The sequence below is a fragment of the Nocardia sp. NPDC058499 genome, from assembly GCF_042719915.1.
Lineage (GTDB): Bacteria > Actinomycetota > Actinomycetes > Mycobacteriales > Mycobacteriaceae > Nocardia.
Genome location: NZ_JBHXMZ010000002.1, coordinates 824,524 through 850,708 on the forward strand (window position 1 = coordinate 824,524; position 26,185 = coordinate 850,708).

Genomic DNA, 26,185 nt, shown 5'->3' on the forward strand with positions numbered 1-26,185 from the left:
GGCGCGGGTTTTGGCCCCCTCGTTCCCTGCTGTCAGCACTCGATGCTCGCGGCTGCGCCGCATTGCATCGAGTGCTGACAGCAGGGACGGGCCAAAACCTCTCAGGGCCTCGTAAGACTCGGCACCGCCGTTGGTTGCGTGGGGTTCTTCCCGGGCCTTTGCTGGACTGGCACCGCCGCTTGTTACGTCAGGGCGAGGTCGAGTGGTGTCGAGTCCGTGTGGGGGCTGTGAGGGCGCGGAGGAAGAAGCCCAGGTTGGCGGGGCGTTCGGCGAGGCGGCGCATGAGGTAGCCGTACCACTGGTTGCCGTACGGGATGTAGACGCGAACGAAGTCGCCGCGGGCAGCTAGCCGCTGTTGTTCGTCGGTGCGGATGCCGTACAGCATCTGGTACTCCAACTCGCCGGGACCGCGGCCGGTCCGGGCGGCGAGATCGGTCGCGGCGGCGATCAGCGCGGGATCATGCGTTGCCACCAGCGGCCGGGCCGCGCTCCGCATGAGAACGTGCAGGCAGCGCAGATACGCGCTGTCCACATCGGCGCGGTGCTGATGGGCCACTGTTTCCGGCTCCCGGTAGGCGCCCTTGCAGAGCCGCACTCGGGCGCCCGCATCCGCGAGGTCACGGCAATCGTCCACGCTGCGGTAAAGGTATGCCTGGATCACCGTGCCCAACCAGGGGAATTCCGGGCGAACCTGCCGGATCGCGGCGAGGGTGGACGCCGTGGTCGTATGGTCCTCGGCGTCCACGGTGACCCACACCCCGGCCTCCGCGGCCTTCGTGCAGAGCACACGCAGGTTCTCGGTGGCGATCACCGGGCCGTCCGGCCCCAGCCACTGGCCGAGCGCGGAGAGTTTCACCGAGACCTCGAGCGGTGCCGCCCCGGCCGGGACCGCGCCGGTATCCAGGGCCGAAAGCTCGTTGATCAACGCCAGATATTCGGCGACCGCGGCATCGGCCTGCGCCCGGTCGGTGGTGTACTCACCGAGGAAATCCACGCTCACCGCCCGGCCGCTCGCCAGCAGTTCCCGGGCCGCGGCGACCAGGTCCGCTCGCGTCTCCCCCGGTACGAAGCGCTGGACGAGGGAGGCGGTCAACGGGCTGGTGGTCAACGTCCGTTTCATCCGTTCCGACCCGGCGGCCGCGAGGATCGCCGGGCGCAGCGGGTTCACCGGACCTCCACCGCAACAGACGCTTGCCTGCTCATCCTCGCTCCATATGTGGATACCGGTGATCGGTGTGCGGGACGAACGTTTCCTTGATCGCTCGCGGTGCCACCCAGCGCAGCAGATTCAGCGGGGAGCCGGCTTTATCGTCGGTCCCCGAGGCCCGGGCCCCACCGAACGGTTGCTGGCCCACGACGGCGCCGGTGGGTTTGTCGTTGACATAGAAATTGCCGGCCGCGAACCGCAACCGCGTGGAAGCCTCCTCCACCGCATGCCGGTCCTGTGCGAAAACGGCCCCCGTCAGCGCGTACGGGGCGGCGCTTTCCACTTCCGCCAAAACGGTCTCCCAGGCGCCCGGGGCACTGTCGTCGTACACATACACCGAGAGAATCGGGCCGAAGTACTCGGTCGCGAACGATTCGTCGCGGGGATCCTCGGCAAGCAGCACGGTCGGCCGGACGAACCAGCCCTCGCTGTCGTCATAGGTGCCGCCCACCGGGATCGGCACATTCGCCGAACGGGCCCGTTCGATCGCCCGCACACTCTTGTCGTAGGCACGCCGGTCGATCAGAGCACCGCCGAAATTCGACAGCTCCGCCACATCCCCATAGCTCAGCGAATCGGCGATCCCCAGAAAATCGTCGCCCATATTCCGCCACAGCGAACGTGGCAGATAGGCGCGCGACGCGGCCGAACATTTCTGGCCCTGATATTCGTACGCACCCCGGACCAGCGCCGTCCGCAGGGCGGCCGGGTCCGCGGAGGGATGCGCGACGATGAAATCCTTACCCCCGGTCTCCCCGACCAGGCGCGGATAGCCGCGATACCGGCCGAGATTGGCACCGACTCGACTCCACAAATACTGGAACGTGGGTGCCGACCCGGTGAAATGGATACCGCCCAGCCGCGGATCGGTGAGCGCCACTTCCGAGAGCTCTTTCCCGTCCCCGGTGAGCATATTGATCACCCCCGGCGGCAGCCCCGCGGCCTCCAGCACCCTCATCGTGTAATACGCGGCGAGGGTCTGAGTGGGCGACGGCTTCCACACCACCGTATTGCCCATCAACGCCGGCGCGGTGGGCAAATTCCCGGCGATAGCCGAGAAATTGAACGGGGTGATCGCGTAGACGAAACCCTCCAGCGGCCGGTAATCGAGGCGGTTCCAGACACCGGGACTCGACTGCGGCTGCTGCGCCAGAATGCCGCGCGCGAACGACACATTGAAACGCCAGAAATCGACCAATTCGCACGGCGCGTCGATCTCGGCCTGCGCCGCCGATTTCGACTGCCCCAGCATGGTCGCCGCGGCCACGGTCTCCCGCCACGGACCGGACAGCAGATCCGCGGCCCGCAGCAGCACCGCGGCGCGTTCGTCGAACGGAAGGCAACGCCAGGCAGGCGCGGCAGCAGTCGCCGCCTCGATCGCGGCGGCAGCTTCGTCGTGAGTGGTATTCGTGTAGGTCCCGAGCACCTGCCGATGCCGATGCGGTGCGACTATCTCGCGGCGCTCACCGATCCCGGGACGGTGTTTACCGTCGATGACCAGCGGAATGTCGAGGGTGGTGCCCGAGATATCGGCCAGCTTGCCGAGCAGACGTTCCCGCTCGGGGCTACCCGGTGCGTAAGTGTGCACCGGTTCGTTCACGGGGGTCGGGACAACTGTGACAGCGTCCATATGCCCAGGCTAGCTGTAATTTCTGGCGCCGCCTGCGGCGGCGCGGGTTTTGCCCCCCTTTGGTCCCTGCTGTCAGCGCTCGATGCTCGCGGCTGCGCCGCATCGCATCGAGCACTGACAGCAGGGACGGGCCAAAACCTCTCAGGGCCTCGCTGAACTCGGCTGCGCCTTTGGTTGCGTTGATTCGGTCGTGGGCCAAAACCTCGCAGGGCCTCGTAAGACTCGGCACTGCCGCTGGTCGACTGAGGATCGATGCGAACTCGGGATGGGCCCCTGGGGCCGGCCGCACGGGCCGGGCTCACAAACGGTCGGCGGCGGCGGCGATTCGTTCGTCGGTGGCGGTGAGGGCTATGCGGACGTGCCGCGAGCCCGCCGGGCCGTAGAAATCGCCGGGGGCGGCGAGGATGCCGCGGTCGGCGAGCCAGTCCAGGGTGTCGCGACAGGGTTCGTCGCGGGTGGACCACAGGTACAGGCCGGCTTCGGAGTGGTCGATCCGGAAACCCGCGCCCAGCAGGGCGGAGTGCATGATTTCGCGCCGTGCGCGGTAGCGCTCCCGCTGAACGGATTCGTGCTCGTCGTCGGCCAGTGCCGCCGACATCGCCGCCTGGATCGGGAACGGCACCATCATGCCGGAGTGTTTACGCACCTCCAGCAATTCGGCCACCAGATCCGGGTCGCCGGCGACGAAACCGGCCCGGTAACTGGCCAGATTCGATGTCTTCGACAGCGAATGCACCGCCAGCAGACCGGTGTGGTCGCCGTCGCACACCCGCGGATCGAGGATTGATACCGCCGGTTCATCCCAGGCCAGGCCCAGATAGCACTCGTCGGAGGCCACGATCGCGCCGCGTTCCCGAGCGAAGGCCACCACCTTGCGCAAGTGCTCCACACCCAGCACTTTGCCGGTCGGGTTGGACGGGGAATTGAGGTAGATCATCGCGGGCTTCTCCGGCCCCAGCCGGGTGAGCCCGTCGGCACGCAGAATCCGGGTGCCGGCGAGCAGACCGGCGACCTCGTAGGTCGGATACGCGACCTCGGGAATCACCACCAGATCCCCGGCACCCAGCCCCAGCAGCCGCGGTAGGCCCGCGATCAGCTCCTTGGTCCCGATCACCGGCAGCACGGCCGCCTCGGCCACACCCGTGATCCCGAACCGCCGGGTCAATGCGGCCACGGCATGCGCGCGCAACTCGGGTGTGCCGTGGGTGGTCGGATAACCCGGCACCTCGGCGACCGAATTCAAAGCCTGCCGGATCAGCGGATCCACCGGATCCACCGGGGTACCGACCGACAGATCGACCAGCCCGCCGGGATGTGCCTTCGCCCTCGCCTTCACCTCGGCGAGGGTGTCCCACGGGAAATCGGGCAGTGCCGCGCTGACCCGCCGGCGATGGGTTACCTCAGTGCTCATCTAACGACCGCTCTTATTCCTCGGCCATCGGCGGCAGTTCCTTGATGAACGGCGGATCGTAATCGACCTTGCCCAGTTTGGTCGCGCCACCGGGCGAACCCAGTTCGTCGAAGAAATCGACATTCGCGTTCACGTAGCCGCTCCACTGATCGGGGGTGTCATCCTCGTAGAAGATCGCCTCCACCGGGCAGACCGGTTCACACGCACCACAGTCAACGCATTCGTCGGGATGGATGTAGAGCATGCGGCCACCCTCGTAGATGCAATCCACGGGGCATTCTTCGATGCACGCCTTGTCCAACACGTCAACGCACGGTTCGGCGATGATGTAGGTCACTCCCGCTCTCCTAGTCTTCCTTCTTCTCCGGGTAACTGCGCCCGCGCACAAGTATCCCTGGCGCCACAAACGCTACCCCCGGTGAGCCTGTCCTAATTATTGGCGCCGCCTCCGGCGTCGCGGGTTCGGGGCCCCATTGGTCTCGTTCTTCACTCCGCCGCTCCTCCGCTTCGCTCCCCCGCTCTGTCGCTCCAGAACGAGACGGGCCCCGAACCACGGATGTGGTCCATCGGCGGGTTTGCGCCGGGGGTTCGGTATTTCAGACCAGTTCCAGGCCGGGGACCGGGCCGCGGCTCGGGGGGATTCCGTAGGTGGTGGTGCGTTCGCGGACCGGGCGACCGATTCCTTCGGCTATTTCTGTGAGTTCAGCCACTGTCTTCGCCGACCCGTGCTGGGAGCCTGCCATCCGGGAGATCGTTTCCTCCATCAAGGTGCCGCCGAGGTCGTTGGCGCCGCTGCTCAGCATCACCTGGGTTCCGGTGGTGCCGAGTTTCACCCAGCTGGTCTGGATGTTGCCGATCCGGCCGTGCAGCATGATCCGGGCCAGGGCGTGCGCGGCGCGGTTGTCGCGGTTGGTGGGGCCCGGGCGGGAGGCGCCGGCGAGGTAGAGGGGGGCGCTCTGGTGCACGAACGGCAGCAGCACGAATTCGGTGAAACCGCCGGTTTCGTCCTGGATACCGCGCAGTACGCGCAGATGCCCGACCCAATGGCTCGGATTGTCGACGTGCCCGTACATCATGGTCGAACTCGACCGGATCCCGACCTGATGCGCAGTGGTGACGACATCAATCCACGCCGACGCCGGCAGTTTGCCCTTGGTGAGCACCCAGCGGACCTCGTCGTCGAGGATTTCGGCGGCCGTACCCGGAATGGTGCCGAGCCCGGCTTCGCGCAGGGCCGTCAGCCAGTCGCGGACGCTTTCGCCGCCGCGGGAGGCGCCGTTGACGATTTCCATCGGACTGAACGCGTGCACATGCATCGCCGGCACGCGGGCCTTCACCGCCCGCACCAGATCCGCGTAACCGGTGACGGGCAGATCGGGGTCGATACCGCCCTGCATACAGACCTCGGTGGCACCGTCCACGTACGCCTCCCAGGCGCGGTCGGCGACCTCGTCGGTGCTGAGGGTGAACGCGTCGGCGTCGCCCTTGCGCTGCGCGAACGCACAGAACCGGCAGCCCGTGTAGCAGATATTGGTGAAGTTGATATTCCGGTTCACCACATAGGTCACGTCATCACCGCTGACATCGCGGCGCAACTGGTCCGCGAGACCGGCGACGGCTTCCAGGTCGGGCCCGTCCGCGGTCGCCAATGCCAGGTACTGTGCGTCGGTGAGGCCGGCCGGATCCTTCTCGGCGGCACGCAGCGCGGCCAGGACATCGGCGTCCAGCCGCTGCGGCGCGGCAGCGAGATCGCGAACCTGTTCGCGGATTGTGTCCCAGTCGCCGAACGCATTGTCGATATCGCTGCGAGTGTCGGTATTGCGCCCGGCGGTGTCGATGGCGGTGTTCAGATCCGTGCGGCCCGCGGATTCCCAGGATTCGTCGGGTTCCTGCCAGGGCAGGCCCTCGGGGAGCGCGCCGGCTTTCGCCAGCCCCGTCTCCGCATCGGTGAGCGCGGCGACGTGGACGCCGATCCGCGGGTCGATCCACGGGTTGCCGGCGCGGACGTACTTCGGATGCGCGGAAGTGCGTTCCACCAGTTCGAATCCGGCGCTCGCGGTGAGTTCGGCGAGCGTATCGAGGTTGGGCCACGGCCGTTCCGGGTTGACATGATCGGGCGTCACCGGCGAGACGCCGCCCCAATCATCGATTCCGGCCGCGAGCAGCGCCCGGCACTCCGCACCGGACACCAGATTCGGCGGCGCCTGCACCGCGACATCCGGGCCGAGCAGCAGCCGGGTCACCGCGATGGTGGCCAGGAATTCGGACATATCGGCGTCGGGGGCGTGCCGCATCGCGGTATCGTCCTTGGCCCGGAAGTTCTGCACGATGACTTCCTGGATATGACCGAAAGCCTTGTGCTGTTTGCGGATCGCCAGGATCGTATCCGCCCGCTCGGCCATGGTCTCCCCGATACCCACCAGGATTCCGGTGGTGTAGGGAACCGAGAGCCGGCCGGCGTCGGTGATCGCGCGCAACCGCACCGCGGGATCCTTGTCGGGGCTGCCGTAATGGCAATTGCCCTTCTCGGTGAACAGCCGGGTCGAGGTGGTCTCCAGCATCATCCCCATCGACTGCGCGACCGGCTTCAACCGGGAGATCTCCTCCCAGGACATCACCCCGGGATTCAGGTGCGGCAGCAGACCGGTTTCCTCGAGCACCAGGATGGAGACCGCGCGCAGATAGTCCAGCGTGGAATCGTAACCGCGCTCGTCGAGCCACTGCGCGGCCTCGGGCCAGCGCGCCTCGGGCCGGTCACCCAGGGTGAACAGTGCTTCTTTACAACCCAGTTCGGCGCCGCGCCGGGCGATCTCGAGCACCTCGTCGGGTTCGAGGAACATCCCGCGGCCCTGGGCGCGCAATTTGCCGGGCACGGTGACGAAGGTGCAGTAGTGACAGGTATCCCGGCACAGGTGGGTGAGCGGGATGAAGACATTGCGCGAGTAGGTGATGGTGGCCGGTCGCCCGGCCGATTCGAGACCGGCGTCGCGCACCCGGGCGGCGCTGTGGCAGAGATCGGCCAGATCGTCGTCGCGGGCGTGCAGCAGCACGGTGGCTTCATCGGCGTTCAACGTGACCCCGTCGCGCGCCCGGCGCAACGCCCGTCGCATGGCGGACGGCGTGGGCACGGGGGTCGGGACGGTCGGTTCGGGTAGTTCGGTCACGCCCTCGATCATGCGGTACACATCCGGAACTGTCTCCTCCCAGGTCGTCGAGCGTTCACAACCCCGCTGTATCGCGGGCTATTCCGTGCAGGTCGCAGGCTGTGCGCGGGGACCGCCGGGCCGCCGTTCGATCTTGTCCGGGCCGAAACGCCGAACAAGCGTGCGACCATGAATACATGTCGCCGGACAGTCCGCCTCGGTCCACCGATCCGCTGCTCGATCCCGCTCGGCGGCCCAGCCCCCGCGCGAAAACGTTGTGGACGGTGGAAATCGCCCTGACCTGGTTGGTCCTCATCGCCGCGCTGGTGGCCTGGGTGGTTGTCGATCCCGACCGCCGACCCTGGCAGGTGGCCGCGGCGGTGGTCGTCGTTCCCGTTGCCGTGCTGGCGACGATCGTAGTGCCTCGCTGGCGTTATCGGGTGCACCGCTGGGAAGTGACCGACGAGGCGGTGTACACCCGGGTGGGCTGGTTGTCCCTGGAGAGCCGGGTCGCGCCGATTTCCCGGGTGCAGACCGTGGATACCGAACGCGGCCCGCTGGAGCGTTTGCTCGGCCTGTCGACGATCACCGTCACCACGGCCTCCTCGGCGGGCGCCGTCCGGATCGGGTTGCTCGACACATCACTCGCCGACGAGACGGTGGCGCAGTTGACCGAGATCGCCGCCCGGCACCGTGGGGACGCGACATGAGCGGCGCGGCCGGCGAGCGGCCGGCCGCCGGCTCCGGTACCGGCGCGCCGCCGGGCGTGACCACCGGCGAAGGACCGTGGCAGCGTCTCGACCGCCGCATGCTGCTGGTGCATCCGGTGCAGGCGGTCATGAAGTTCCTGCCGGCGGTGATCGGTGGCGCGGTGCTCGGTATCAGCTCCGGGAATCCGCTGTGGGTCCTGCTGGGGCCGGTCATCGTTGTGCCGTACGGTCTCGCACTCTGGTTCACCACCACCTACCGGATGAGTCCGACCCACGTCGAACTCCGCACCGGCGTGATCCAGCGGAAGCGGTTATCGGTGCCGCGGGCCCGGATCCGTTCGGTCGATATCGAGGCCGACCCGCTGCACCGGATCCTCGGGCTGGCCGCGGTGGTGATCGGTACCGGACAGGAAGCCGGCGCCGACGATCGATTCACTCTCGACGCTCTGGCCGCCGATCAGGTCCGCCCGCTGCGTACCGAACTGCTCGCCCACACCCGGCGGCCCCATATCTCCGCCGACGGCCGCGGGGCCTCCGAGCTCGATCCGGAGGACACCACCGCACTCGCCGGCGCGGATCGTAGCCACACGGGCGCGGCGGCGGGTGACGGCACCGGTTCCGTGGCCGAGCACAAGAGCGATACCGCAGCGGGCCGCGAAATCGGGCATTGGCGTGCGGAGTGGGTGCGCTACGCGCCGCTGTCGCTGACCGGGTTCGCCCTCGCCGCCTCCGCCCTCGGTATCGCCGCCCAGTTCGGCTTGGGTTCCACCGAAATCCAGGTCGACCGGGAGACCGTGGATACGGTGCGCGGTGTCGGCATCGCGGCGCTGATCATCCTCGGCGTACTGTTCCTGGCCGCCCTCGTGGTAGTGGTCAGTGTCGCGGCCTGTGCGCACTACCTGATCACGTATTTCGGGCTCCGCGTCACCGATTACGGCAGCACACTGCAGGTCCGGCGCGGCCTGTTCACGCTGCGGCAGATCACCCTCGATACGGCCCGGTTGCGCGGTGCCACGATCATCGAACCCCTGCTGTTGCGCTCGGCCGGCGCCGCCCAGCTCGAAGCGATCATGACCGGCGAGAACCCGAGGCAGAAAATCCTGCCGCAGTCGCCCCGGCAGGCCGTCGAACACACCCTCGCCGAGCTACTCCGCCCCCGGCGTGATCAGCCCGCCCCGGATCCCGCCGCGCTACCGCATCTTCGGGCGCCCGCCCGGACCCCGCTCACTCCGCACGGACCAGCGGCCCGTCGCCGCCGCTATATCCGCGCAGGCTGGCCGGTACCACTGGCCCTGGCGGCGTTGGCAATTCCCACGGCCGCCGGCTGGCAGGTCGCGGTGTGGTGGTGGCTGATCCCGATCGCACTCGTCCCGATCTGCGCGCTGCTCGCCGAAGACCGTTACCGCGGCCTCGGCCACGCGGTCCTGCCCGCGGAAGCCGGCGCACCGACCTGGCTGGTCGTCCGATCCGGCTCCCTGGACCGGGAACGTTCCTGCCTGGAAGCACCCGGCATCATCGGCTGGACGGTTCGGCAGACCTTCTGGCAACGCCGCGCCGGCCTGGCCACCCTCTCGGCGGCCACCGCCGCCGGCAAGAAGGTCTACTCGATCCCGGACATCTCCCTCGACCAGGTCCGCCCCCTGATCGAGAAGGTCACCCCGGATCTCTAGGCCCAGCCCCCAACGCCACCAACCGCAGCGCCGCGTTCAGCGGGCCACCTCCCGACCCCGCAACTCACCGCAGCTCCGGCTTCAGCGGGCCACCTCCACACCTCCCTCAACCCACCGCAGCTCCGAGTTCAGCGAGGCCCCCTCTCGAGCCCCGACGCAACCAACGGCGGCGCCGAGTCTTACGAGGCCCTCAAAGGTTTTGGCCCGTCCCTGCTGTCAGCGCTCGAGGCAATGCGGCGCAGCCGCGAGCATCGAGCGCTGACAGCAGGGACCAAAGGGGGCCAAAACCCGCGCCGCCGCAGGCGGCGCCATCAATACAGCCAAAACCCGCGCCGACGGAGTCGGCGCCAAAAATTCAGGTTTGGCAGTGGCGGGTCGGGGCGACCCGGAGGTCGGGTTCGTCCGCGACCACCCGCAGCCCGGGGCGTTCGTCCGGACTCGAATGGTTACCCATCCACGACAGCAGCGACCAGCGCGACAGCCCGGACAGCGCCGAGCCGAGGCTCAGGAACGACCCGCTGGAGATGAGCGATCCGAAGGATCCGATCGAACCGATCGACAGGACCGATCCGGCGCTGCCGATGGACAGGATGGAATACGCCGATCCGATCGACAGGATCGACCCTTCGGACCTGATGGACAGAATCGACCGCGATGCGCGCCGACTCCGAATCGACCTGTGCGAATGCTCGACAGTCGCCATATCCCCGGTTTACCACAACCGGCCCTGGTTTCCGGCGCACGAATGCGCCGGAAATACAGCGGGTTGGTGACTAGCCGACGGTGAAGAAGCCCAGAGTCGGGGCGAAGGTGCAGGTGCGCGCCTCGGTTTCGGTGGCCTGGGTGGTGAGCCCGCCGCCGATGACCGCGACCACGCGCCCGGTGCCCGTGTTCGCGATCGCCGAAAGCGTCGCGGGACCGTCGGGGTTGATCTTCGCTTCGTCGGTGAGTACCTCGGTGCCGACGGCGCCGGTATCGATGTTGCGCCACTGCACCGTCATCGGCTGCGGCTGTTCGGCCGTGGGCCGTTCGGTGCCGAGCGCGGTGAACACGAAACCTGTCTGGCCTGCGGCCGGGCCGGGCGGCGGCAGTTGCGCCGGGCCGGGAACCGCGAGGGCCGTGCCGACGGAATCACCGGACGGGGCGATGCAGCCCTTACCGATCGTCGGGTAGAGGAACTGGGCGATCACCGGCCCGGATTCCGGGATATCGGGGCCGCCGCCACCGCTTCCGTCCAGGAAGGTGATGACCCGTTCCAGGGTCGATTTGATCTGCGGGGGCAGATTCACCGTATCCAGCAGGGCGCGGGCCTGGGCCAGGATCGCGGCCTGGGGGCTACCCGGCGCGGCGACGTCCTGGGCGATGGGCGCCGCCGGCGGATTGACGATGACCGGGGCCAGGGCGGCGAGAACGTCGACCGGGACCCCTTCGGGGACCATCGGGACGCTGTTCACCGATGTCTCGGTGGCCGGGGCCGCGACGGCCGTCGCGGGCGCCACGAGGGAGGCGCCCGCCGCAATGGCGAGCGCGGACATTGCGATCCGCGATCCTCGGGTGCGAAGCACTGGTCTAGCCGTCCTTACCTCGGGTACATCTGGGCGACGCTGAAAAGCCGTCGTTTCGGGGTCACTCTAAGGACACCGGCGCGCGTTGTACAGCACCGGGGTAGCGATTGCGACCCCTATTTCGCTGTGATACCAGACAGTAGCGGGTAACCATTGTGACATGTGTGAAATTTGAGTCGAATGTATATGTGTGTCGCGTGGGTGACCCGATGTTTCCGGACATCCCGGTTTCCGCTCGCCGACACCCGCGGACTGTCCGGCCAACCGGTCGCACGGCGCCACCACCCGGTCGGGTTAATGTATTCCGCGCCGGAAACACCTGCCGCCGCGCCGGGTCCGGCCGCCGACCCGGACCGACTCGAAAGCCCACGTCTTGAATCAGCCCAGCGCCCGGACCGACCTTCGGGTGTTCACACCGTTTCGCCTGGCCCTGGCGGCACTGGGAATCAGCGTGGCGGTGCGCCTGCTGTGGATGCTGCTGACGCCCAACGGTATGAACCTGGTGGATCTGCACGTCTACGTGGACGGTTCGGCGTCACTGCTCACCGACCGTCTCTACGATTTCACCTACGCCGAGAAGACTCCGGATTTCCCGCTTCCCTTCACCTATCCGCCGTTCGCCGCGGTCGTCTTCTTCCCGCTGCATTTCCTGCCGTTCACGGTGGTCGCGGTGCTGTGGTTGTTCGCGATCGTCGCCGCCCTCTACTGGGTGGTGCGGATCGCGTTCGAATTGATGCTGGGCCCGGCGGCGCTGACCGAGCCGCGGTGGCGGACCGCCACGGTGGCATGGACGGCGGTGGGTCTGTGGTTCGAACCCGTACGCACCACGATCGACTACGGGCAGGTGAACGTCTTCCTGATGCTCGGGGTGATGCTCGCCATCCGCAGTACGCGGTGGTGGATCTCGGGGACGCTGGTCGGGTTGGTCGCGGGGATCAAGCTGACACCGGCGATCAGCGGGCTGTATTTCCTGGCGCGGCGCCGCTGGCTCGCGGCGGTCTGGTCGGCGGTGGTCTTCGGCCTGACGGTCGGGGCCAGTTTCCTGATCAACCCTCAGGAGACCCGGCGCTACTTCGGCACCCTGCTCGGTGATGCCGACCGGATCGGCCCGGTGGGGTCGGTGTGGAACCAATCCCTGCGCGGGGCGCTGAGCCGACTGCTGGGTACCGATGTCGGCACCGGGCCGTGGTGGATCGCCGGTGTGCTGGTGATGGCAGCACTGGGCTGGTTCGCCTGGCGGGCGCTGCGCCGCGACGATCTGCTGGGTACCGCGCTGATCGTGCAGTTGTTCGGGTTGCTGATCTCGCCGATCTCCTGGTCGCATCATTGGGGCTGGCTGCTGCCGACGGTCCTGTGGCTGCTCTACGGACCGTTCCGGGAGGTGGCCGGGGCGAAGATCCTGGCCGGGTACTGGCTGGTCACCACCCTGGTGGGCGCACCGTGGGTGCTGTCGTTCCTGCAGGATTCGATCTGGACGATCTCGCGGTGGGGGGTGTGGTCGTGGCTGGGCGCCGTCGATGTGATCGGCGTGCTCGCGCTCTACTCCTGGACCATCTGGGCTGGCCGGACGGTTTCCCGGGTCAACGCCCCGCCAGCCGATCTATCTCCCGGGCCAGCGCCACGTCCTGTGCCGTGAGCCCGCCCGCGGAATGCGTGGACAGGACGAAGGTCACCTTGCGCCAGCGGATATCGATATCCGGATGGTGATTCGCCGTCTCGGCTGCCTCCGCGACGCGGCGCACGAGTTCGATACCGGCGAGGAAGGACGGCGCCTGCACGGTGCGGTTGATCGCATCGCCGGCACGCGACCAGTCCGGCAGCGAATCGAGGGCGTCGGTGATCTCGGTTTCGGTGAGCAGTGGTGTGGTCATACCGCTGTGGTACCCCGCGAATTCGCATTCTCACAACAGTGGTCACCGGCGATTCGCCTCGCGGCGATGATCGGCTCAGGCAGCGCGGGCTTTCTTCAGGCCCTTTTTCAATTCCTTACCGGTGGCACCCGTGGCTTCCAGGCGTTTCATCCGCATGATCACGACAGGGCATTTCACGCAGCGCGTCTTCTTGCGACAGCACTTCTTCTTCGGCTTGAGGCTCGATACCTCTTTCGCCTTGACCTTGCCCATGCGGGTTAGCATACCCTTACCTTGGGCGGCGCGAACAAGCGACCACAGGCCCCGGTAGGGTATACCCGGCCCAGATGCCCGGTGAGTCCTTATCTCCCTATTCCAGGGTCCGACCGAGAAGCAACAGCCAACAGCAGGAGGAACCGGCGTGTCGTCTGCACGCGATTTTCGCAACGTCGCCATCGTGGCACACGTCGACCACGGCAAGACGACGCTCGTCGACGCCATGCTGCGACAGTCCGGCGCTTTCGCCGAACGTGCCGAACTCGTCGATCGAGTGATGGATTCCGGCGATCTGGAGCGCGAGAAGGGCATCACCATTCTCGCCAAGAACACTGCCGTACACCGGCACCATCCGGACGGCAGTGTCACCGTCATCAATGTCATCGACACCCCCGGCCACGCCGATTTCGGCGGTGAGGTCGAACGCGGCCTGTCCATGGTCGACGGTGTGGTGCTGCTCGTGGACGCCTCCGAGGGGCCGCTGCCGCAGACCCGGTTCGTCCTGCGCAAGGCCCTCGCGGCCTGTCTGCCGGTGATCCTGGTGGTCAACAAGACCGACCGCCCCGACGCCCGGATCGCCGAGGTCGTCGAGGAAAGCCACGATCTACTGCTGGACCTCGCCTCCGATCTCGACGACGACGCCGCCGAGGCCGCCGAACTCGCCCTCGATCTGCCCGTGCTCTATGCGTCGGGCCGCGCGGGCAAGGCATCCAAGGAGCAGCCGCAGAACGGCGAGGTGCCGAACGCGGAGAACTTGGACGCACTGTTCGATGTGCTGCTCGAGAACATCCCCGCCCCCAAGGGCGATTCGACCGCGCCGCTACAGGCCCATGTCACCAACCTCGACGCCTCGGCCTTCCTGGGCCGGCTCGCGCTGGTGCGGGTCCACAACGGCGAACTCCGCAAGGGGCAGAACGTCGCGTGGATGCACGCGGACGGCGTGAAGAACGTCAAGATCACCGAACTGCTGCAGACCGTCGGCGTCGAGCGGCAGCCGGGTGAGGTCGCGGTGGCCGGCGATATCGTCGCCGTCGCCGGTATCGCCGACATCATGATCGGCGATACTCTCGCCGACCCCGACGAGCCGGTCGCGCTGCCCCGGATCACGGTGGACCAGCCCGCCATCTCGGTGGTCATCGGGACCAATACCTCGCCGCTGGTCGGGCGGGTACAGGGGCACAAGCTCACCGCCCGCATGGTGAAATCGCGGCTCGACCAGGAACTGGTCGGCAATGTCTCGCTGCGGGTCCTCGATATCGGCCGCCCGGACGCCTGGGAGGTGCAGGGCCGTGGTGAACTCGCCCTCGCCATCCTGGTCGAGCAGATGCGGCGCGAGGGCTTCGAGCTGACCGTCGGCAAACCGCAGGTGGTGACCCGGCAGGTCGACGGCAAGGTGCACGAGCCGTTCGAAGAGCTCACCATCGACTGCCCGGACGAATACCTCGGTGCCATCACCCAGCTGCTGGCTGCCCGCAAAGGCAAGATGGTGCAGATGAACAACCATGCCGCGGGCTGGGTCCGGATGGAGTTCATCGTGCCCTCGCGCGGGCTGATCGGGTTCCGTACCGATTTCCTCACCGAAACCCGCGGCACCGGTATCGCCAATGCCGTCTTCCACGGCTACGCGCCGTGGGCGGGCGAGATCCGCGCCCGGCACACCGGATCGCTGGTCTCCGACCGGTCCGGCAGTGTGACCCCGTTCGCCATGATCCAGCTCGCCGACCGCGGGCAGTTCTTCGTCGAACCCGGTGCGGAAACGTACGAGGGCATGGTCGTCGGGATCAACCCGCGCGCCGAGGACCTCGATATCAACGTCACCAAGGAGAAGAAGCTCACCAATATGCGCTCCTCCACCGCCGATGTGATGGAGACGCTCGCCAAACCGCTGCAGCTGGATCTGGAAGCGGCCATGGAATTCTGCGCGGCCGACGAATGCGTCGAGGTGACCCCGGAGATCGTGCGGGTGCGCAAGGTGACGCTGGCCGCCAATGAGCGGGCCCGGGAACTGTCCCGCCGCAAGGCTCGCGACCGGGCCGCGCTGTAACCGGTTTCGCCGCCGGACGTGACCGCCGGGCGTTGGGTAGAGTGCCGAGGATGATTTCGGGGAGGCGCGCGGTATGGCGCGGGCTGCTGGTGCTGTTGGCGGTGCTCCTACCGGTACTGGCCGGATGCACCGCCGATCCGCCGCCGCCCATCGCCAGTACCGACAGCCCGAAAACCGAACCGGCGCTGCCGACCAAGAACACGGTGGTGGTGGCGGTCGACGATATCGGGATCGGGTTCAACCCGCATCTGCGATCGAACCAGTCCCCGGCGACGTCGGCGGTCGCGGCCATGGTGCTGCCGAGCCCCTTTCGGCCGACCCCGGATCCGGCCGCGCCCGGCGCGACGCTGTGGGTACCGGATACCGCCTTGCTCGAATCGGCGACGGTCACCTCGCAGGCACCGTTCACCATCACCTATCAGCTGAAGGATCAGGCCAACTGGTCCGACGGCGCGCCCATCGCGGCCGAGGATTTCTGGTACCTGTGGCAGCAGATGATCACCCAGCCCGGCGTGATCGACCCCGCCGGGTACCGGCTCATCTCCGACGTCCGCTCGTCGGGCGGCGGGAAAACCGTCACCGTGGTCCTGAACGAGCCGTATCCGGCGTGGCCGCAGCTGTTCGCGAACCTGCTTCCCTCGCACCTGATGAAGGATTCGCCGGGCGGTTTCCAGCGCACACTGGTCGAGCAGATCCCGGTATCGGGCGGTAATTTCACCATCGAATCCGCCGATCCCGGCCGCGACGAGATCCTGCTGGAACGCAACGACCGGTTCTGGGGCACTCCCGCCCGGCCCGACCAGATCCTGCTGCGCCGGGGCGGCACCACCGCCCAGCTCGCCGATTCGCTGCGCAACGGCGATACCCAGATGGCGCTCGTACACGGCGGTGTCGCCACCGAGGCCCAGCTCGCCGCGATCCCCTCGGTGCGGACCGCGATCATGCCGCAATCCCGGCAGCTGCGGCTGACCCTCAACGGCCGCGACGGTGTCCTCGCCGATCACCGGGTGCGCACAGCGGTGCTCGCCTTGCTCGACCCGGCGCTACTGGCCACCGTCGGCGCCCAGACCGGCAACTGGGTGGAACCGGTTCGCGCGCAGGTACTCTCCCCCTCCGATCCCGGCTACACCCCTACCCAGCCGCCGCCGCTCAATGCCGACCAGGCCTTCGGGCTGCTGGCCGAGGCCGGGTTCGGCCGGGCGCCGGAACCACCCCCGGTTTCGGCGACCTCCCCCGCGCCGCGACCGCGTTCGCTGGCCCGCAACGGTGAACCCCTCGTCCTGAGGATCGGCGCGGTAACCGGCGACGATACCGCCCTGGCCGTCGCCAATACCGCCGCCGACCAGCTGCGCAGCGCCGGGATCGACGCGTCGGTGCGTAATCTGCCGGCCGACGAGCTGTACGGCAAGGAACTGGTCGAGAACACCATCGACGCCGTGGTCGGCTGGGAGGCGACCGGTGGTGACCCCGCGACGGCACTGGCCTCCCGCTACGGTTGTCCGCCCGCAGCGCCCGCCGCGGCACCCGAAGACGGTGAGAAGGAATCCGAAACCGAGGTGCCCGCCGCCGTGGAAGCGGCGCGGCAGGCGCCCAGCAATCTGTCCGGTGTCTGCGATCCGCAATTCCAGCCGGCGATCGACGGCGCCCTGCGCGGGGTCGAGGTGCCCCGCACGCTGGCCGACGCCGAACCACGGCTGTGGGGCGAATCGATCGTCCTGCCGATCGTGCAGGACAATGTGGTCGCCGCGGCCGGGCCCTCGGTGGACGGTGCCTCGCTCAGCGGAGCCATCCAGGCAGGCATCTTCGGTGACGCGGCGATGTGGCGGCGGATACCGTGACGCCCGGCACCGAGCGCACACCCGCCCCAGCAGGCGGGCTGTTGCTGGTGCACGCCCACCCTGACGACGAAAGCATCACCACCGGCGGCACCATCGCGCACTATCGCCGGCTCGGGATCCCGGTCGCCGTGGTGACCTGCACGCTCGGTGAAGAAGGCGAGATCATCGGCGACACCTGGGCCGGATTGGCCGCCGATCACGCCGACCAGCTCGGTGGCTACCGTATCGGCGAACTGACCCGCGCCCTCACCGAACTCGACGCGGGCGCGCCCTGTTTCCTCGGCGGCGCCGGCCGCTGGCGCGATTCCGGTATGGCCGGAACTCCCGCCGCCGAACATCCGCGCGCCTTCGTCCGGTCCGGTGACGCCGCCGTCGAGGCGCTGGCCGAGGTGATCCTGCGGATGCGGCCCCGCGTGGTCGTGACCTACGACCCCCACGGGGGTTACGGGCATCCCGACCATATCCGGGCACATCAGGTCACCACCGCCGCGGTGACGGCCGCCGCGGCCCACGGTTGGGACACTCCCAAGCTCTACTGGACCGTGACCGACGCCGATATCCTGCGCGATCATCTGCGGGCGCTGGCCCGGCGCACTGTCGACGGCCTGCCCGGCGCCCTGCCACCCGGCTGGCGGCTCGCGGCGGAAAACGAACTCGCCTGCGTGCCGAGTGACTCGGTGACCACCACGATCGATGTGGCCGAGGTATTGAGCGCCAAACGTGCCGCGCTGCGAGCCCATGCCACCCAGCTCGCGGTCGCGCCGTCGGGGCGCGAGTTCGCGCTGACCAATATGGTTGCCCAGCCGGTTCTCCCCGAGGAGCACTACATACTGGCCCGCGGCCGGATCGGGCTGCGCGCCGCGGACGGCCGCGAAGACGATCTGTTCGCCGGACTGGCGTAGCCGCCGGGCGCGGCGGCGCCGAATACACTCGTCCGCATGCAGCACTGGGAATTCGAGGGCGACCCGGCCCGCGCGGCGCGGGCGACAGCAGGTGCACCGCCGGCGACTCGGCCGCGCCGGTGACCGCCACCGTGGACGATTCGGCGGCCCCGGCCCGGAGTCTGCGGTCGCGGATCGGCGGCTGGGCCAACGCTGCCGTCAACGGGATACCCGGCCCGTTGATCATCGCCGTGCTCGTCCTGGACGCGGTGATCGCACTGATCCTCGAGGTGCTCTATCTCCCCCTCTATATCGGCACGGTGCCGGTGCCGATCACCGCGATCCTGGCGGGGCCGGTGAATCTGGCGCTGGTGTGGGCGGTCGCGACGGTGAGCACCCGGCTCTCGGTACTTTTCCTGCCGGTCGGCGCCTGGCTGGCCGCATTCCTGATCGCCGCCAGTCGCGGACCGGGTGGTGACTACCCGCTGCGCAGCGATCTGCCGACGCTGCTGCTGTTCCTGTGCGGGGCGGTGGTCCCGCTGATCTACATGTATGTGGCGGCGAACCGGCCGAAGCCGGCGACGAAGAACTGAGCCGCGTTCACCAGGCGCCGTATTCGGCGGTGAGGATATTGTTCACATCCACTCCCACCCCGTCCACCGTGCGATCGTCGATCTCGAACTGGTGCAGGTTCGCCGCCGGATGGACGAACCCCTCCGGGGTGCCCCAATCGTGCTGCCAGAACCATGCACCCACCCCGGCGATCCGGGCCAGTTCGATGGTGGGGGCGTTGGCGTAGACACCGGTGTTCTCGCGCCCCACTACCGATTGCCAGCCGTGCAGGTACGGCAGGATCATGGTCGCGAAATCGACGGGCGTGGGATTGTCGTCGATGGACGCGTAGATCGGCCGATTCTCCGGACCGCCTGCGTCGCGGTGCAATTCCAGCCCTCGTTCGGCATGCCGCTTACCGGCTTCCAGCCCACCCCGCCAGTCCGCGGTGGGGCCCTTGCCGAACTGGTAGCAGGACACGATCGCCAGTCCCGCCTCGCGCAGCGCCGAAACTTCCCTGGCCAGCAGCGGTTTCCCTGCCATCCACTCCGCCCCCGGCCGCCGATCCGACACGTACCGGATGACCCCCGCGTGCCCGGCGGCCTTGATCGCTTCCGCCGACGGCACACCCGCCGCATAGTCGAGCAGTGTGCCCCGCGCTGCGGCCGCGGCGGGCCGGGCCGTCATCATCGAACCCATCGCTCCTGCCGCGACTCCGGCGGCGGTGTACCCGAGCAGCGCACGTCGTGACAGAGAAACCATCGAAGTCTCCTTCGCACCCGGTGGAAACAGCAAAAGTCTGTTCGGGCGCCGCCCCGCCCCATTGCGCATCGACAGCCTCGAACGCGGAAACCATTGCATCACGTGCGCTGTTCTCCACCGCGCCGACGCGCGGGGCCCGGCGGGAGCACGGCACGAACCGCGGGCAGCTCGTATACCGATCTGCTCGGCACGGTAGCGGCCCACGCCTCCGGGGCTGGGCCTTCGGACCACCGGCTTTCGCATCGGTGGCAGTGCTACAGCATGCGGTCGATTCGTGCGGCCACGTCCAGGGTGCGGGTGGCGGGGTCGGCCAGTTCGGCGCGGACAACTCGTACCACCTGGGCGATGATCTGTTTCTTGATCCCGCCCAGGGCCCCAAGGGCGGCGGCGCGCATGCCCTGGGCCGCGTATTCGAGGCGGACGTCGTCCCGGGCGGGTGGATCCACCTCGACCACGATCAGTAGCGGGTCGGCGGCGTGGGCGGTGAGGACCAGGGGAATCTCGAGGTCGGCCCGGTAGCGGTTGTCCTTGAGGACGTTGACGGTGAGGTCGAGAGATACCGGGACCGTGAGACCGAAACGCACCAGGGCGATATCGCCGTCCCCGCCGGGGCCGCGGGCAGATCGGTGAGCAGCGGCTGCCCGACCTCACCGCGCACGGTGACCTCGGCGGCCGCGCGGGGTCCGGTGCGGAAGGGGCCGATCTCGATCGGCCGGCCGGCCAGATGCGCGACGAAACCGGCGAGACGTTCCCGGGTGACCATCCACGGGAAGAAACGGCGGCCGAACTCGGCGTAATCGATCCACTCGAATTCGGTGCGGCCGCGATACGGAGAGCGCCGCCCGTCGACGATGGCCTCGATATCGTAGATCCGGCTGCGCATCACACCGGGATCGCGCAGCATCGCATTCACCCGGTTCGCGACCTCGGTCTGCAGCAGTCCGGAGATCGGATCGAGCATCCATTCGGCCACCGAATCCGCCGCGGCCAGACGCAGCAGCACCCGCACATCCGACCGCCGGACCTCGGGGATATCGATCACGATGAGCAACGGGTCGGCGGTGCGGGCGTGGAACGTGAGGTCGATCGAGACCACCGTTTCCAGCCCGAGCCGGCGGCCGCCGAGCAGGATTTTCGCGGCGAGCGAGACCGGGATCCGGACATCGAAACTCACCCGCGAACCGCGGCGCACCACCTGGGGCTGCCCGATCCGGCCTTCGGCCAGGAAACCGGCGAGCCCGGCCGGGCCGAGATTGAACGGGCCGATACTCAGCCCGCGTCCGGTGATGCCGGCGACCGCCGCCTCGATCCGGGATTCGGTCACCGCGTGGGTGACGAATCGTTCGCCGAATTCGGCGTAATCGATCCATTCCATCTCGACTGCTTCGACCGGTTCCATGAGCCGTTCCGACACCTTCACCTCCACCGCTGGAGCTCACGCTACGCGATCGAGGTTTCGGGCTCGCGCGGCTCTCATGCCGGGTCCGCCATATTCGTCTGTTTCGGGATGAGCGCGGTGAGTGCGATGGCCACGCAGGCGGCGGCGACAGAGATCAGGAAGGTGGTGTGGAAGGCGTCCCGGGACGGCAGGACCTGGCTGCCCAGGGTGATGGTCATATTGGCCAGCACCGCACTCATCACCGCGGCCGAGGTGGATGTGCCGACCGAACGCATCAGCGCGTTCAACCCGTTCGCGGCCGCGGTTTCGGTGACCGGGACCGCCCCCATGATCAGCGCGGGCATCGCGGCGTAGGCCAGCCCGACACCGCCCGCGACCAGGACCGATGCCAGCATGATCTGCCAGACGCTGTTCATCGTCGCCGAAGCGCACAGATAGCCGAGACCGACCACGCCCGAACCGATTCCGAGGGTCAGCTTCGGGCCGAACCGGGCCGAGATCCGCGCCGATACCGGGGAGAGCAGCATCATCACGCAACCGCTGGGTGCCAGCGCCGATCCGGCCGCAACCATGGACAGGCCGAATCCGTAGCCGGTTTCGGCCGGGGCCATCAACAGCTGCGGGAAGGTCAGCGACATGCCGTAGAGCGAGAATCCGACGGCGATCGAGGCGATATTGGTGAACAGCACGCGGGGTCGCGCGGATACCCGCAGATCCACCAGCGGGTGCCGGCGGCCGATCTCGTATCGGCCCCAGCCGAGGAAGACCAGGATCGATATCGCGAACAAGGTGAGGATCGAGGAGCTGGTCCACCCCCATTGCGCGCCCTGGGTGATCGCGATGAGCAGGGCCAGCAGGGCGGTCGCCAGCCCCGCGGCGCCACCGAAATCGAACGGGGCGGGGGTGCGTACCGGCGATTCGGGAACGAACCGGAAGATCAGCGCCGCGCCGACCGTGCCCATGGCGGCCGCGGCCCAGAACAGCACATGCCAATCGGCATGCTCGGCGATGACCGCGGCCAGCGGCAACCCGATCGCTCCGCCCACACCCAGCGTCGAACTCATCACGGCCATGGCCGAACCGACGCGCTCAGGCGGTAATTCGTCGCGCAGGATGCTGATCCCCAGCGGGATGGCGCCGATCGCCACACCCTGAAGCGCGCGCCCGGCAACCGAGGGAATCAGTGACGACGACATCGCGCACAGCACCGAACCGATGACCATCGCGAGCAGGTCGAACAGCAGGATGCGGCGTTTGCCGAACATATCGCCGAGCCGGCCGCTGATCGGTGTGCACACCGCTGAAGCCAGCAGGGTTACCGTAATCACCCAGGATGCGTTGGTGGGCGTGGTGTTCAGGAGGGCCGGCAGGCTCGGGATGAGCGGGACGACCAGTGTCTGCATGAGCGAGACGACGATGCCGATGGTGCTGAGCGTCGCGATCAGGATGGTGGGCGATACGCCCCGACGACCCCGTTCGTCGGATCTGGAGGGGTCATCGGCAACGGCGGTCACACCTATGCACGTTACATAGCCTGTGTATGGTGCACAATTTTGCAATCGGACGAATCAGACGCCATAGTGGCCGAATGTCCGATTCGGCTCTGCCCGCCGGTGCGGCGGATCACCGGGATCCGACCGTCTTGGCACGGCTCGTCCTGGAGTTGACCCTACTGTCCCGGCACCATCCCGCCGCGCGCCGCAGAACCCCGTTCCAGCTGGACAGATCCGCGTATCTGATCCTGACCCGCCTACAACTCGGGGCGCCGCTGTCGCTGCGCGAACTCGCCGAGGCGTTCGGTCTCGATGTCTCCACCATCAACCGGCAGGTCGCCGCGATGATCGAACAGGATCTCGTGGAACGGGTCCCCGACCCCGACGGCGGGGTGGCCCGCAAGATCCAGCCGAGCGAAAAAGGGATCCGGCTCATCGAGGCCGATCTCGAACTGCAGCGCAGCGGAGTCGCGAATATGCTCGCCGACTGGCCCGACGACGAAATCGACCAGCTGGTACGGCTGATGGAGCGGTTCAACGAAAGCGTCGAAGGAGTCGTGCGCCACCCGTGGCCGCGCCCGCACCGGCCCGCGGGTTCGAGCGGTCGATAAGCGCAAACTCGCCGGTCACCCGGTGTTCTCCGGCAGCCGGTACCGTTGAGCCATGATCACGCTCAAAAAAGAAGACGGCGCTGCGGATCTCGCGGGGATGACCAAGCTGAGTGTCGGGGTCAGCTGGGATCCCTCCGCGGGCGCCAGCGGTGGCGCGCTCGGCTGGGCGCGCCGCAAAAAGGGGGTGGACCTGGACCTCATCGCCATCCTCATGCAGGGCAGTGAACCGGTGCGGTTCGCCGGGCTGGATTCGCTGGATCCGCTGGGCAACGGTTCGGTGCTGCATTCCGGCGACGAGCAGACCGGCGCGGCCGCCGGGGACGACGAAACCGTGCACGTGACTTTCGCCGATGTTCCCGACGGTATCGACGCGGTCATCTTCGTCGCGGCCGCGTTCAAGAAGGGCACGTCCTTCGAGAAGGCGAACAATATCTCCTTCAAGGTGTACGACGCATCCGGCGGCAGCAGCCAGCAGGTGGCCGATATCTGGCCGTCGCTGCTGGGTGCCGACAATGCGAACGCCGTGGCCCGCGCGTTCCGCAACGGCAATGCCTGGCAACTCGAGGTGCTCAACCGCAAGGGCAAGATCAAGCAGGGCGATAAGCAGGCGCTGCTGCGGTTCGCCATGGGCGGTCAGTGAACAAGACCTGAGCGGTCACGCGCCGGCGGCGGCCACGGTGTCCGGCGCGTTACCGAAGGTGACACCGCGCAGTGTGTGGATTCCGCACATCAGGCCGCCCCGGCGGACCAGCCGGACCAGCGGGTGACGTCGAGTGCGAGTACCGGCCCGGGCGGCGGCTGATCCCGGTATACCGGGTATCGCGCGGTCAATTGCTCGATACCGGCGCGCGCGTGCCCTCCCGTGACCACCGCGGCGACAGCGTCGGCGCGCACCCACCACAGGCGCGTCCAGTCTTCCTCGTAGAAGTCCGCCAGGACCGCGACCTCCGGGTTCGCGGTGATATTGGCGAGGCGACGCAGGGCCGTGGTCGATTTCGGTTTCGCGTCCACGGCCGTGTAGATCGTATCGCCGTCGACGGCGAACACGATGGGCACGAGATGCGGCCTGCCCTCCGGGGTCACCGTGGCGAGCCGGGCGACCCGGGCCGCGGCGAACCGCTCCCGAGCCTGCCGTTCGTCCAACCGCATCCGCCCTCCTCGCGTCCACGCCGGTGGGTCAGCGGCGCCGGCCCCGCAGGTAGTCGCTGACCACGGCCGCACCGAGACCGTCCAGGTCCGGCGCCACCACCCGGCCGCCGCTGCGCCGGGCCACCATATCCACGAAGGCGGCCAGCCGCGGCTGTTCACCGAGCATGAACACCGAAATGGACGCGCCCAGTTTCGCCAGGGAGTCGACCTGGATCATGGTGGTGGCGAGCGTGCGCCGGTCCGGTGGCCAGTTGAAGAACGATGTCCCGTCGGATTCCAGATGGGCGGTGGGTTCACCGTCGGTCACCACCAGCACCACCGGCACGGCGTCGGGGTGGCGGCGCAGATGCCGGCCGGCCAGCAGCAGTGCGTGATGCAGATTGGTGCCCTGTTCCCAGACGGGTTCGAGCGCGGTCAGTTCCCCGATCTCGACCGTGGTGGCATGGCGGCCGAAGGTGATCAGTTCGAGTGCGTCGGTGCGGAACCGGGTGCTGATCAGGTGTTGTAGCGCCAGCGCGGTGCGTTTCATGGGCACCCAGCGCCCGTCCTGCACCATCGACCACGAGGTGTCCACGCACAGCGCGACTGCCGCGCGGGACCGCTGCTCGGTCTCGGCGATCTCCACATCCGCGACATTCAAGGTCACCGTGGGGCTCCCGGTGGACGCTGTCCGCAGCACCGCGTTGCGCACCGTCCGTGAGACATCCCAGGGTTCGGTATCGCCGAACTGCCAGGGCCGGCTCGCCCCGGTCAATTCCCCGGAGGCGCCGGCGCGGGCGGTTTCCCGCTCTCCTTTCCGGCTGCGCAGCTGTCCGACGATATCCCGCAGCGCCACCTCACCGAGCTGCCGTAAGGCTTTGGGGGTCAACCGCAACGAGCCGTCGGGCGCCCGTTCGAACAGACCCTGGCGGCGCAGTTCCCGTTCCAGTTCCGCCAGCCTGGCGGCGTCGACCCGGGCGTCGGCGCCGAGCTGACGTTCCAGCTTTTCCAGGTCGATATCCTCGAGCCGCGCGCCCGGATACGACTGCGCGAGCTGCGCGGCGAGTTCGTCGAGTTCGCCGAGGTCCTGCATCGCCTCGACCGCCTCTCCCATCCCCAGCGGATCCTGGCCGCGGAACCGCCGGCCCGACTCCCAGTCCTCACCCGGACGCAGATCACGCAGATTGGCGTCCAGTGCGGCGATCTGCTGCGCCAGCGCGGGATCGCCGAACGCCTGCCCGAGCAGTTCGTTCAACTCCGACCGCTGTTGATCCGACATCGAATTCAGCATCCGCTGCGCGGCGGCGGAGCGGGCGGCCAGGCTGTCGATCAATTCCTCGGTGTTACGGGGGTTCTCGGGGAAGAACTCACCGTGCTCGGCCATGAACTCGGCGAACTGTTCGGTGGTGTCCTCGCCGCGACCGTGCGCGGCCAGGAGGTCGTTGAGATCCGACATCATCTGCCGGACCCGCTCCACGTCCTGTGGAGTCGTGTTCTCCAACGCCTGTTTCATGCCCTGGAAACGGGATTCCAGTAATTCCCGGCCGAGTAGATCGCGGATCTGCCGGTAGTTCTCGCGTCCGGTTTCCGAACGCCACTGGTACTCACCGAGTTCGCGGACCGCACCCGCGGTACTCGACGGCAGGGCGTCCAGCTGCATTTCGGCGAACCGGGCGTCGTCGGAAGGGTCGGGGAACAGTGCCCGGCGTTCGGCTTCCAGCGCCTTGTCCAGAAGCTCCCGGACCTCTTGCAACGTCCCGTCCAGCCGATGGTTGCGGGATATCTCGGCCCGCCGCTCCCACAGCCGCCGGGTCAGCTCCTCGAGCCCCGGCAGTCCGGTCGTTCCACGCCGCAACAGTTCCTCGAGGGCCGACCGTGGCGACGATCCTTCCATCACCTCGCGGCCGATATCGGCCAGTGCCTCACGCAGGTCGAGCGGAGGCGCGAGCGGATCCGGCCCCTCGTGATAGGGCCCGTAGGAATAGCTGTCCGCCGCTGTCATGCCGCCTCTTCTC

General features: G+C 68.0%; 23 protein-coding genes. 9 read left to right on the plus strand and 14 right to left on the minus strand.

The window, feature by feature from the left end; translation table 11 throughout:
- Positions 1-187: 187 nt before the first annotated feature.
- The 5 genes from ACFWPH_RS08850 to ACFWPH_RS08870 form a co-directional block, all read right to left on the minus strand.
- Entirely contained in the window at positions 188-1,120 is a 933-nt protein-coding gene (locus ACFWPH_RS08850; RefSeq protein WP_378749473.1) for a proline dehydrogenase family protein, read from the minus strand.
- A gap of 79 nt (positions 1,121-1,199) precedes the next feature.
- Complete coding sequence (gene pruA, locus ACFWPH_RS08855) at positions 1,200-2,837, minus strand: L-glutamate gamma-semialdehyde dehydrogenase (RefSeq protein ID WP_378748975.1); 1,638 nt, start codon at positions 2,835-2,837, stop codon at positions 1,200-1,202.
- Between the two features lie 298 nt (positions 2,838-3,135).
- Positions 3,136-4,248 carry a succinyldiaminopimelate transaminase gene (gene dapC, locus ACFWPH_RS08860; protein ID WP_378748976.1) on the minus strand — a complete coding sequence of 371 codons (1,113 nt, stop codon included), beginning with the start codon at positions 4,246-4,248 and terminating at the stop codon, positions 3,136-3,138.
- Between the two features lie 13 nt (positions 4,249-4,261).
- Positions 4,262-4,585, minus strand: a complete 324-nt coding sequence (fdxA, locus tag ACFWPH_RS08865) for a ferredoxin (RefSeq protein ID WP_033243332.1) — start codon at positions 4,583-4,585, stop codon at positions 4,262-4,264.
- Positions 4,586-4,844: 259 nt separating this feature from the next.
- Complete coding sequence (locus ACFWPH_RS08870; RefSeq protein WP_378749475.1) at positions 4,845-7,424, minus strand: bifunctional FO biosynthesis protein CofGH; 2,580 nt, start codon at positions 7,422-7,424, stop codon at positions 4,845-4,847.
- A gap of 164 nt (positions 7,425-7,588) precedes the next feature.
- Between ACFWPH_RS08870 and ACFWPH_RS08875 the strand changes: the two genes are divergently transcribed.
- Positions 7,589-8,101 (plus strand): PH domain-containing protein, encoded by a 513-nt coding sequence (locus ACFWPH_RS08875; protein WP_378748977.1) that lies wholly within the window; start codon positions 7,589-7,591, stop codon positions 8,099-8,101.
- A complete protein-coding gene (locus ACFWPH_RS08880) occupies positions 8,098-9,771 on the plus strand; it encodes a PH domain-containing protein (protein ID WP_378748978.1) in 1,674 nt (557 codons plus the stop codon). Before ACFWPH_RS08875 ends, ACFWPH_RS08880 begins: the two co-directional genes overlap by 4 nt.
- 355 nt (positions 9,772-10,126) lie before the next feature.
- On the opposite strand, the gene ACFWPH_RS08885 is transcribed toward ACFWPH_RS08880, so the two are convergent.
- Positions 10,127-10,474, minus strand: a complete 348-nt coding sequence (locus ACFWPH_RS08885; RefSeq protein WP_378748979.1) for a hypothetical protein — start codon at positions 10,472-10,474, stop codon at positions 10,127-10,129.
- Positions 10,475-10,544: 70 nt separating this feature from the next.
- Complete coding sequence (locus tag ACFWPH_RS08890) at positions 10,545-11,306, minus strand: hypothetical protein (protein ID WP_378748980.1); 762 nt, start codon at positions 11,304-11,306, stop codon at positions 10,545-10,547.
- Between the two features lie 403 nt (positions 11,307-11,709).
- On the opposite strand from ACFWPH_RS08890, the gene ACFWPH_RS08895 reads away from it, so the two are divergent.
- Positions 11,710-12,972, plus strand: a complete 1,263-nt coding sequence (locus tag ACFWPH_RS08895) for a mannosyltransferase (protein ID WP_378748981.1) — start codon at positions 11,710-11,712, stop codon at positions 12,970-12,972.
- On the opposite strand, the gene ACFWPH_RS08900 is transcribed toward ACFWPH_RS08895, so the two are convergent.
- Complete coding sequence (locus ACFWPH_RS08900) at positions 12,917-13,207, minus strand: 4a-hydroxytetrahydrobiopterin dehydratase (RefSeq protein ID WP_378748982.1); 291 nt, start codon at positions 13,205-13,207, stop codon at positions 12,917-12,919. The two genes, ACFWPH_RS08895 and ACFWPH_RS08900, sit on opposite strands and share 56 nt — an antisense overlap.
- 75 nt (positions 13,208-13,282) lie before the next feature.
- The gene (locus tag ACFWPH_RS08905; protein ID WP_168443446.1) at positions 13,283-13,459 is read right to left on the minus strand and encodes a hypothetical protein; all 177 of its coding nucleotides are present in this window, start codon (positions 13,457-13,459) and stop codon (positions 13,283-13,285) included.
- Positions 13,460-13,607: 148 nt separating this feature from the next.
- On the opposite strand from ACFWPH_RS08905, the gene typA reads away from it, so the two are divergent.
- From typA to ACFWPH_RS08925, 4 genes are all read left to right on the plus strand, one after another.
- Positions 13,608-15,506 (plus strand): translational GTPase TypA, encoded by a 1,899-nt coding sequence (gene typA, locus ACFWPH_RS08910; protein ID WP_378748983.1) that lies wholly within the window; start codon positions 13,608-13,610, stop codon positions 15,504-15,506.
- 50 nt (positions 15,507-15,556) lie between these two features.
- The gene (locus ACFWPH_RS08915) at positions 15,557-17,344 is read left to right on the plus strand and encodes an ABC transporter family substrate-binding protein (RefSeq protein WP_378748984.1); all 1,788 of its coding nucleotides are present in this window, start codon (positions 15,557-15,559) and stop codon (positions 17,342-17,344) included.
- The gene (gene mshB / locus ACFWPH_RS08920; RefSeq protein ID WP_378748985.1) at positions 17,326-18,246 is read left to right on the plus strand and encodes an N-acetyl-1-D-myo-inositol-2-amino-2-deoxy-alpha-D-glucopyranoside deacetylase; all 921 of its coding nucleotides are present in this window, start codon (positions 17,326-17,328) and stop codon (positions 18,244-18,246) included. The genes ACFWPH_RS08915 and mshB overlap by 19 nt, the downstream gene beginning before the upstream one ends.
- A gap of 119 nt (positions 18,247-18,365) precedes the next feature.
- Positions 18,366-18,818, plus strand: a complete 453-nt coding sequence (locus tag ACFWPH_RS08925; RefSeq protein ID WP_378748986.1) for a hypothetical protein — start codon at positions 18,366-18,368, stop codon at positions 18,816-18,818.
- A 7-nt stretch (positions 18,819-18,825) separates the two neighbouring features.
- On the opposite strand, the gene ACFWPH_RS08930 is transcribed toward ACFWPH_RS08925, so the two are convergent.
- From ACFWPH_RS08930 to ACFWPH_RS08940, 3 genes are all read right to left on the minus strand, one after another.
- Positions 18,826-19,539, minus strand: coding sequence for a DUF1906 domain-containing protein (locus ACFWPH_RS08930; protein ID WP_378748987.1), 714 nt, complete (start codon positions 19,537-19,539; stop codon positions 18,826-18,828).
- 457 nt (positions 19,540-19,996) lie between these two features.
- Entirely contained in the window at positions 19,997-20,953 is a 957-nt protein-coding gene (locus ACFWPH_RS08935) for a hypothetical protein (protein WP_378748988.1), read from the minus strand.
- A gap of 59 nt (positions 20,954-21,012) precedes the next feature.
- Positions 21,013-22,452, minus strand: coding sequence for an MFS transporter (locus ACFWPH_RS08940; protein WP_378748989.1), 1,440 nt, complete (start codon positions 22,450-22,452; stop codon positions 21,013-21,015).
- 74 nt (positions 22,453-22,526) lie between these two features.
- Here ACFWPH_RS08940 and ACFWPH_RS08945 point away from each other — a divergent pair, with 74 nt between their 5' ends.
- Positions 22,527-23,042, plus strand: coding sequence for a MarR family winged helix-turn-helix transcriptional regulator (locus tag ACFWPH_RS08945; protein ID WP_378748990.1), 516 nt, complete (start codon positions 22,527-22,529; stop codon positions 23,040-23,042).
- A 52-nt stretch (positions 23,043-23,094) separates the two neighbouring features.
- Positions 23,095-23,682: a TerD family protein gene (locus tag ACFWPH_RS08950; protein ID WP_062973285.1), complete on the plus strand. Its 588-nt coding sequence runs from the start codon at positions 23,095-23,097 to the stop codon at positions 23,680-23,682.
- A gap of 89 nt (positions 23,683-23,771) precedes the next feature.
- Here ACFWPH_RS08950 and ACFWPH_RS08955 read toward each other — a convergent pair whose 3' ends face one another.
- Both ACFWPH_RS08955 and ACFWPH_RS08960 read right to left on the minus strand, forming a co-directional pair.
- Complete coding sequence (locus tag ACFWPH_RS08955; protein ID WP_378749477.1) at positions 23,772-24,185, minus strand: TIGR03668 family PPOX class F420-dependent oxidoreductase; 414 nt, start codon at positions 24,183-24,185, stop codon at positions 23,772-23,774.
- A gap of 34 nt (positions 24,186-24,219) precedes the next feature.
- A complete protein-coding gene (locus ACFWPH_RS08960; protein WP_378748991.1) occupies positions 24,220-26,172 on the minus strand; it encodes a hypothetical protein in 1,953 nt (650 codons plus the stop codon).
- Positions 26,173-26,185: the final 13 nt, after the last annotated feature.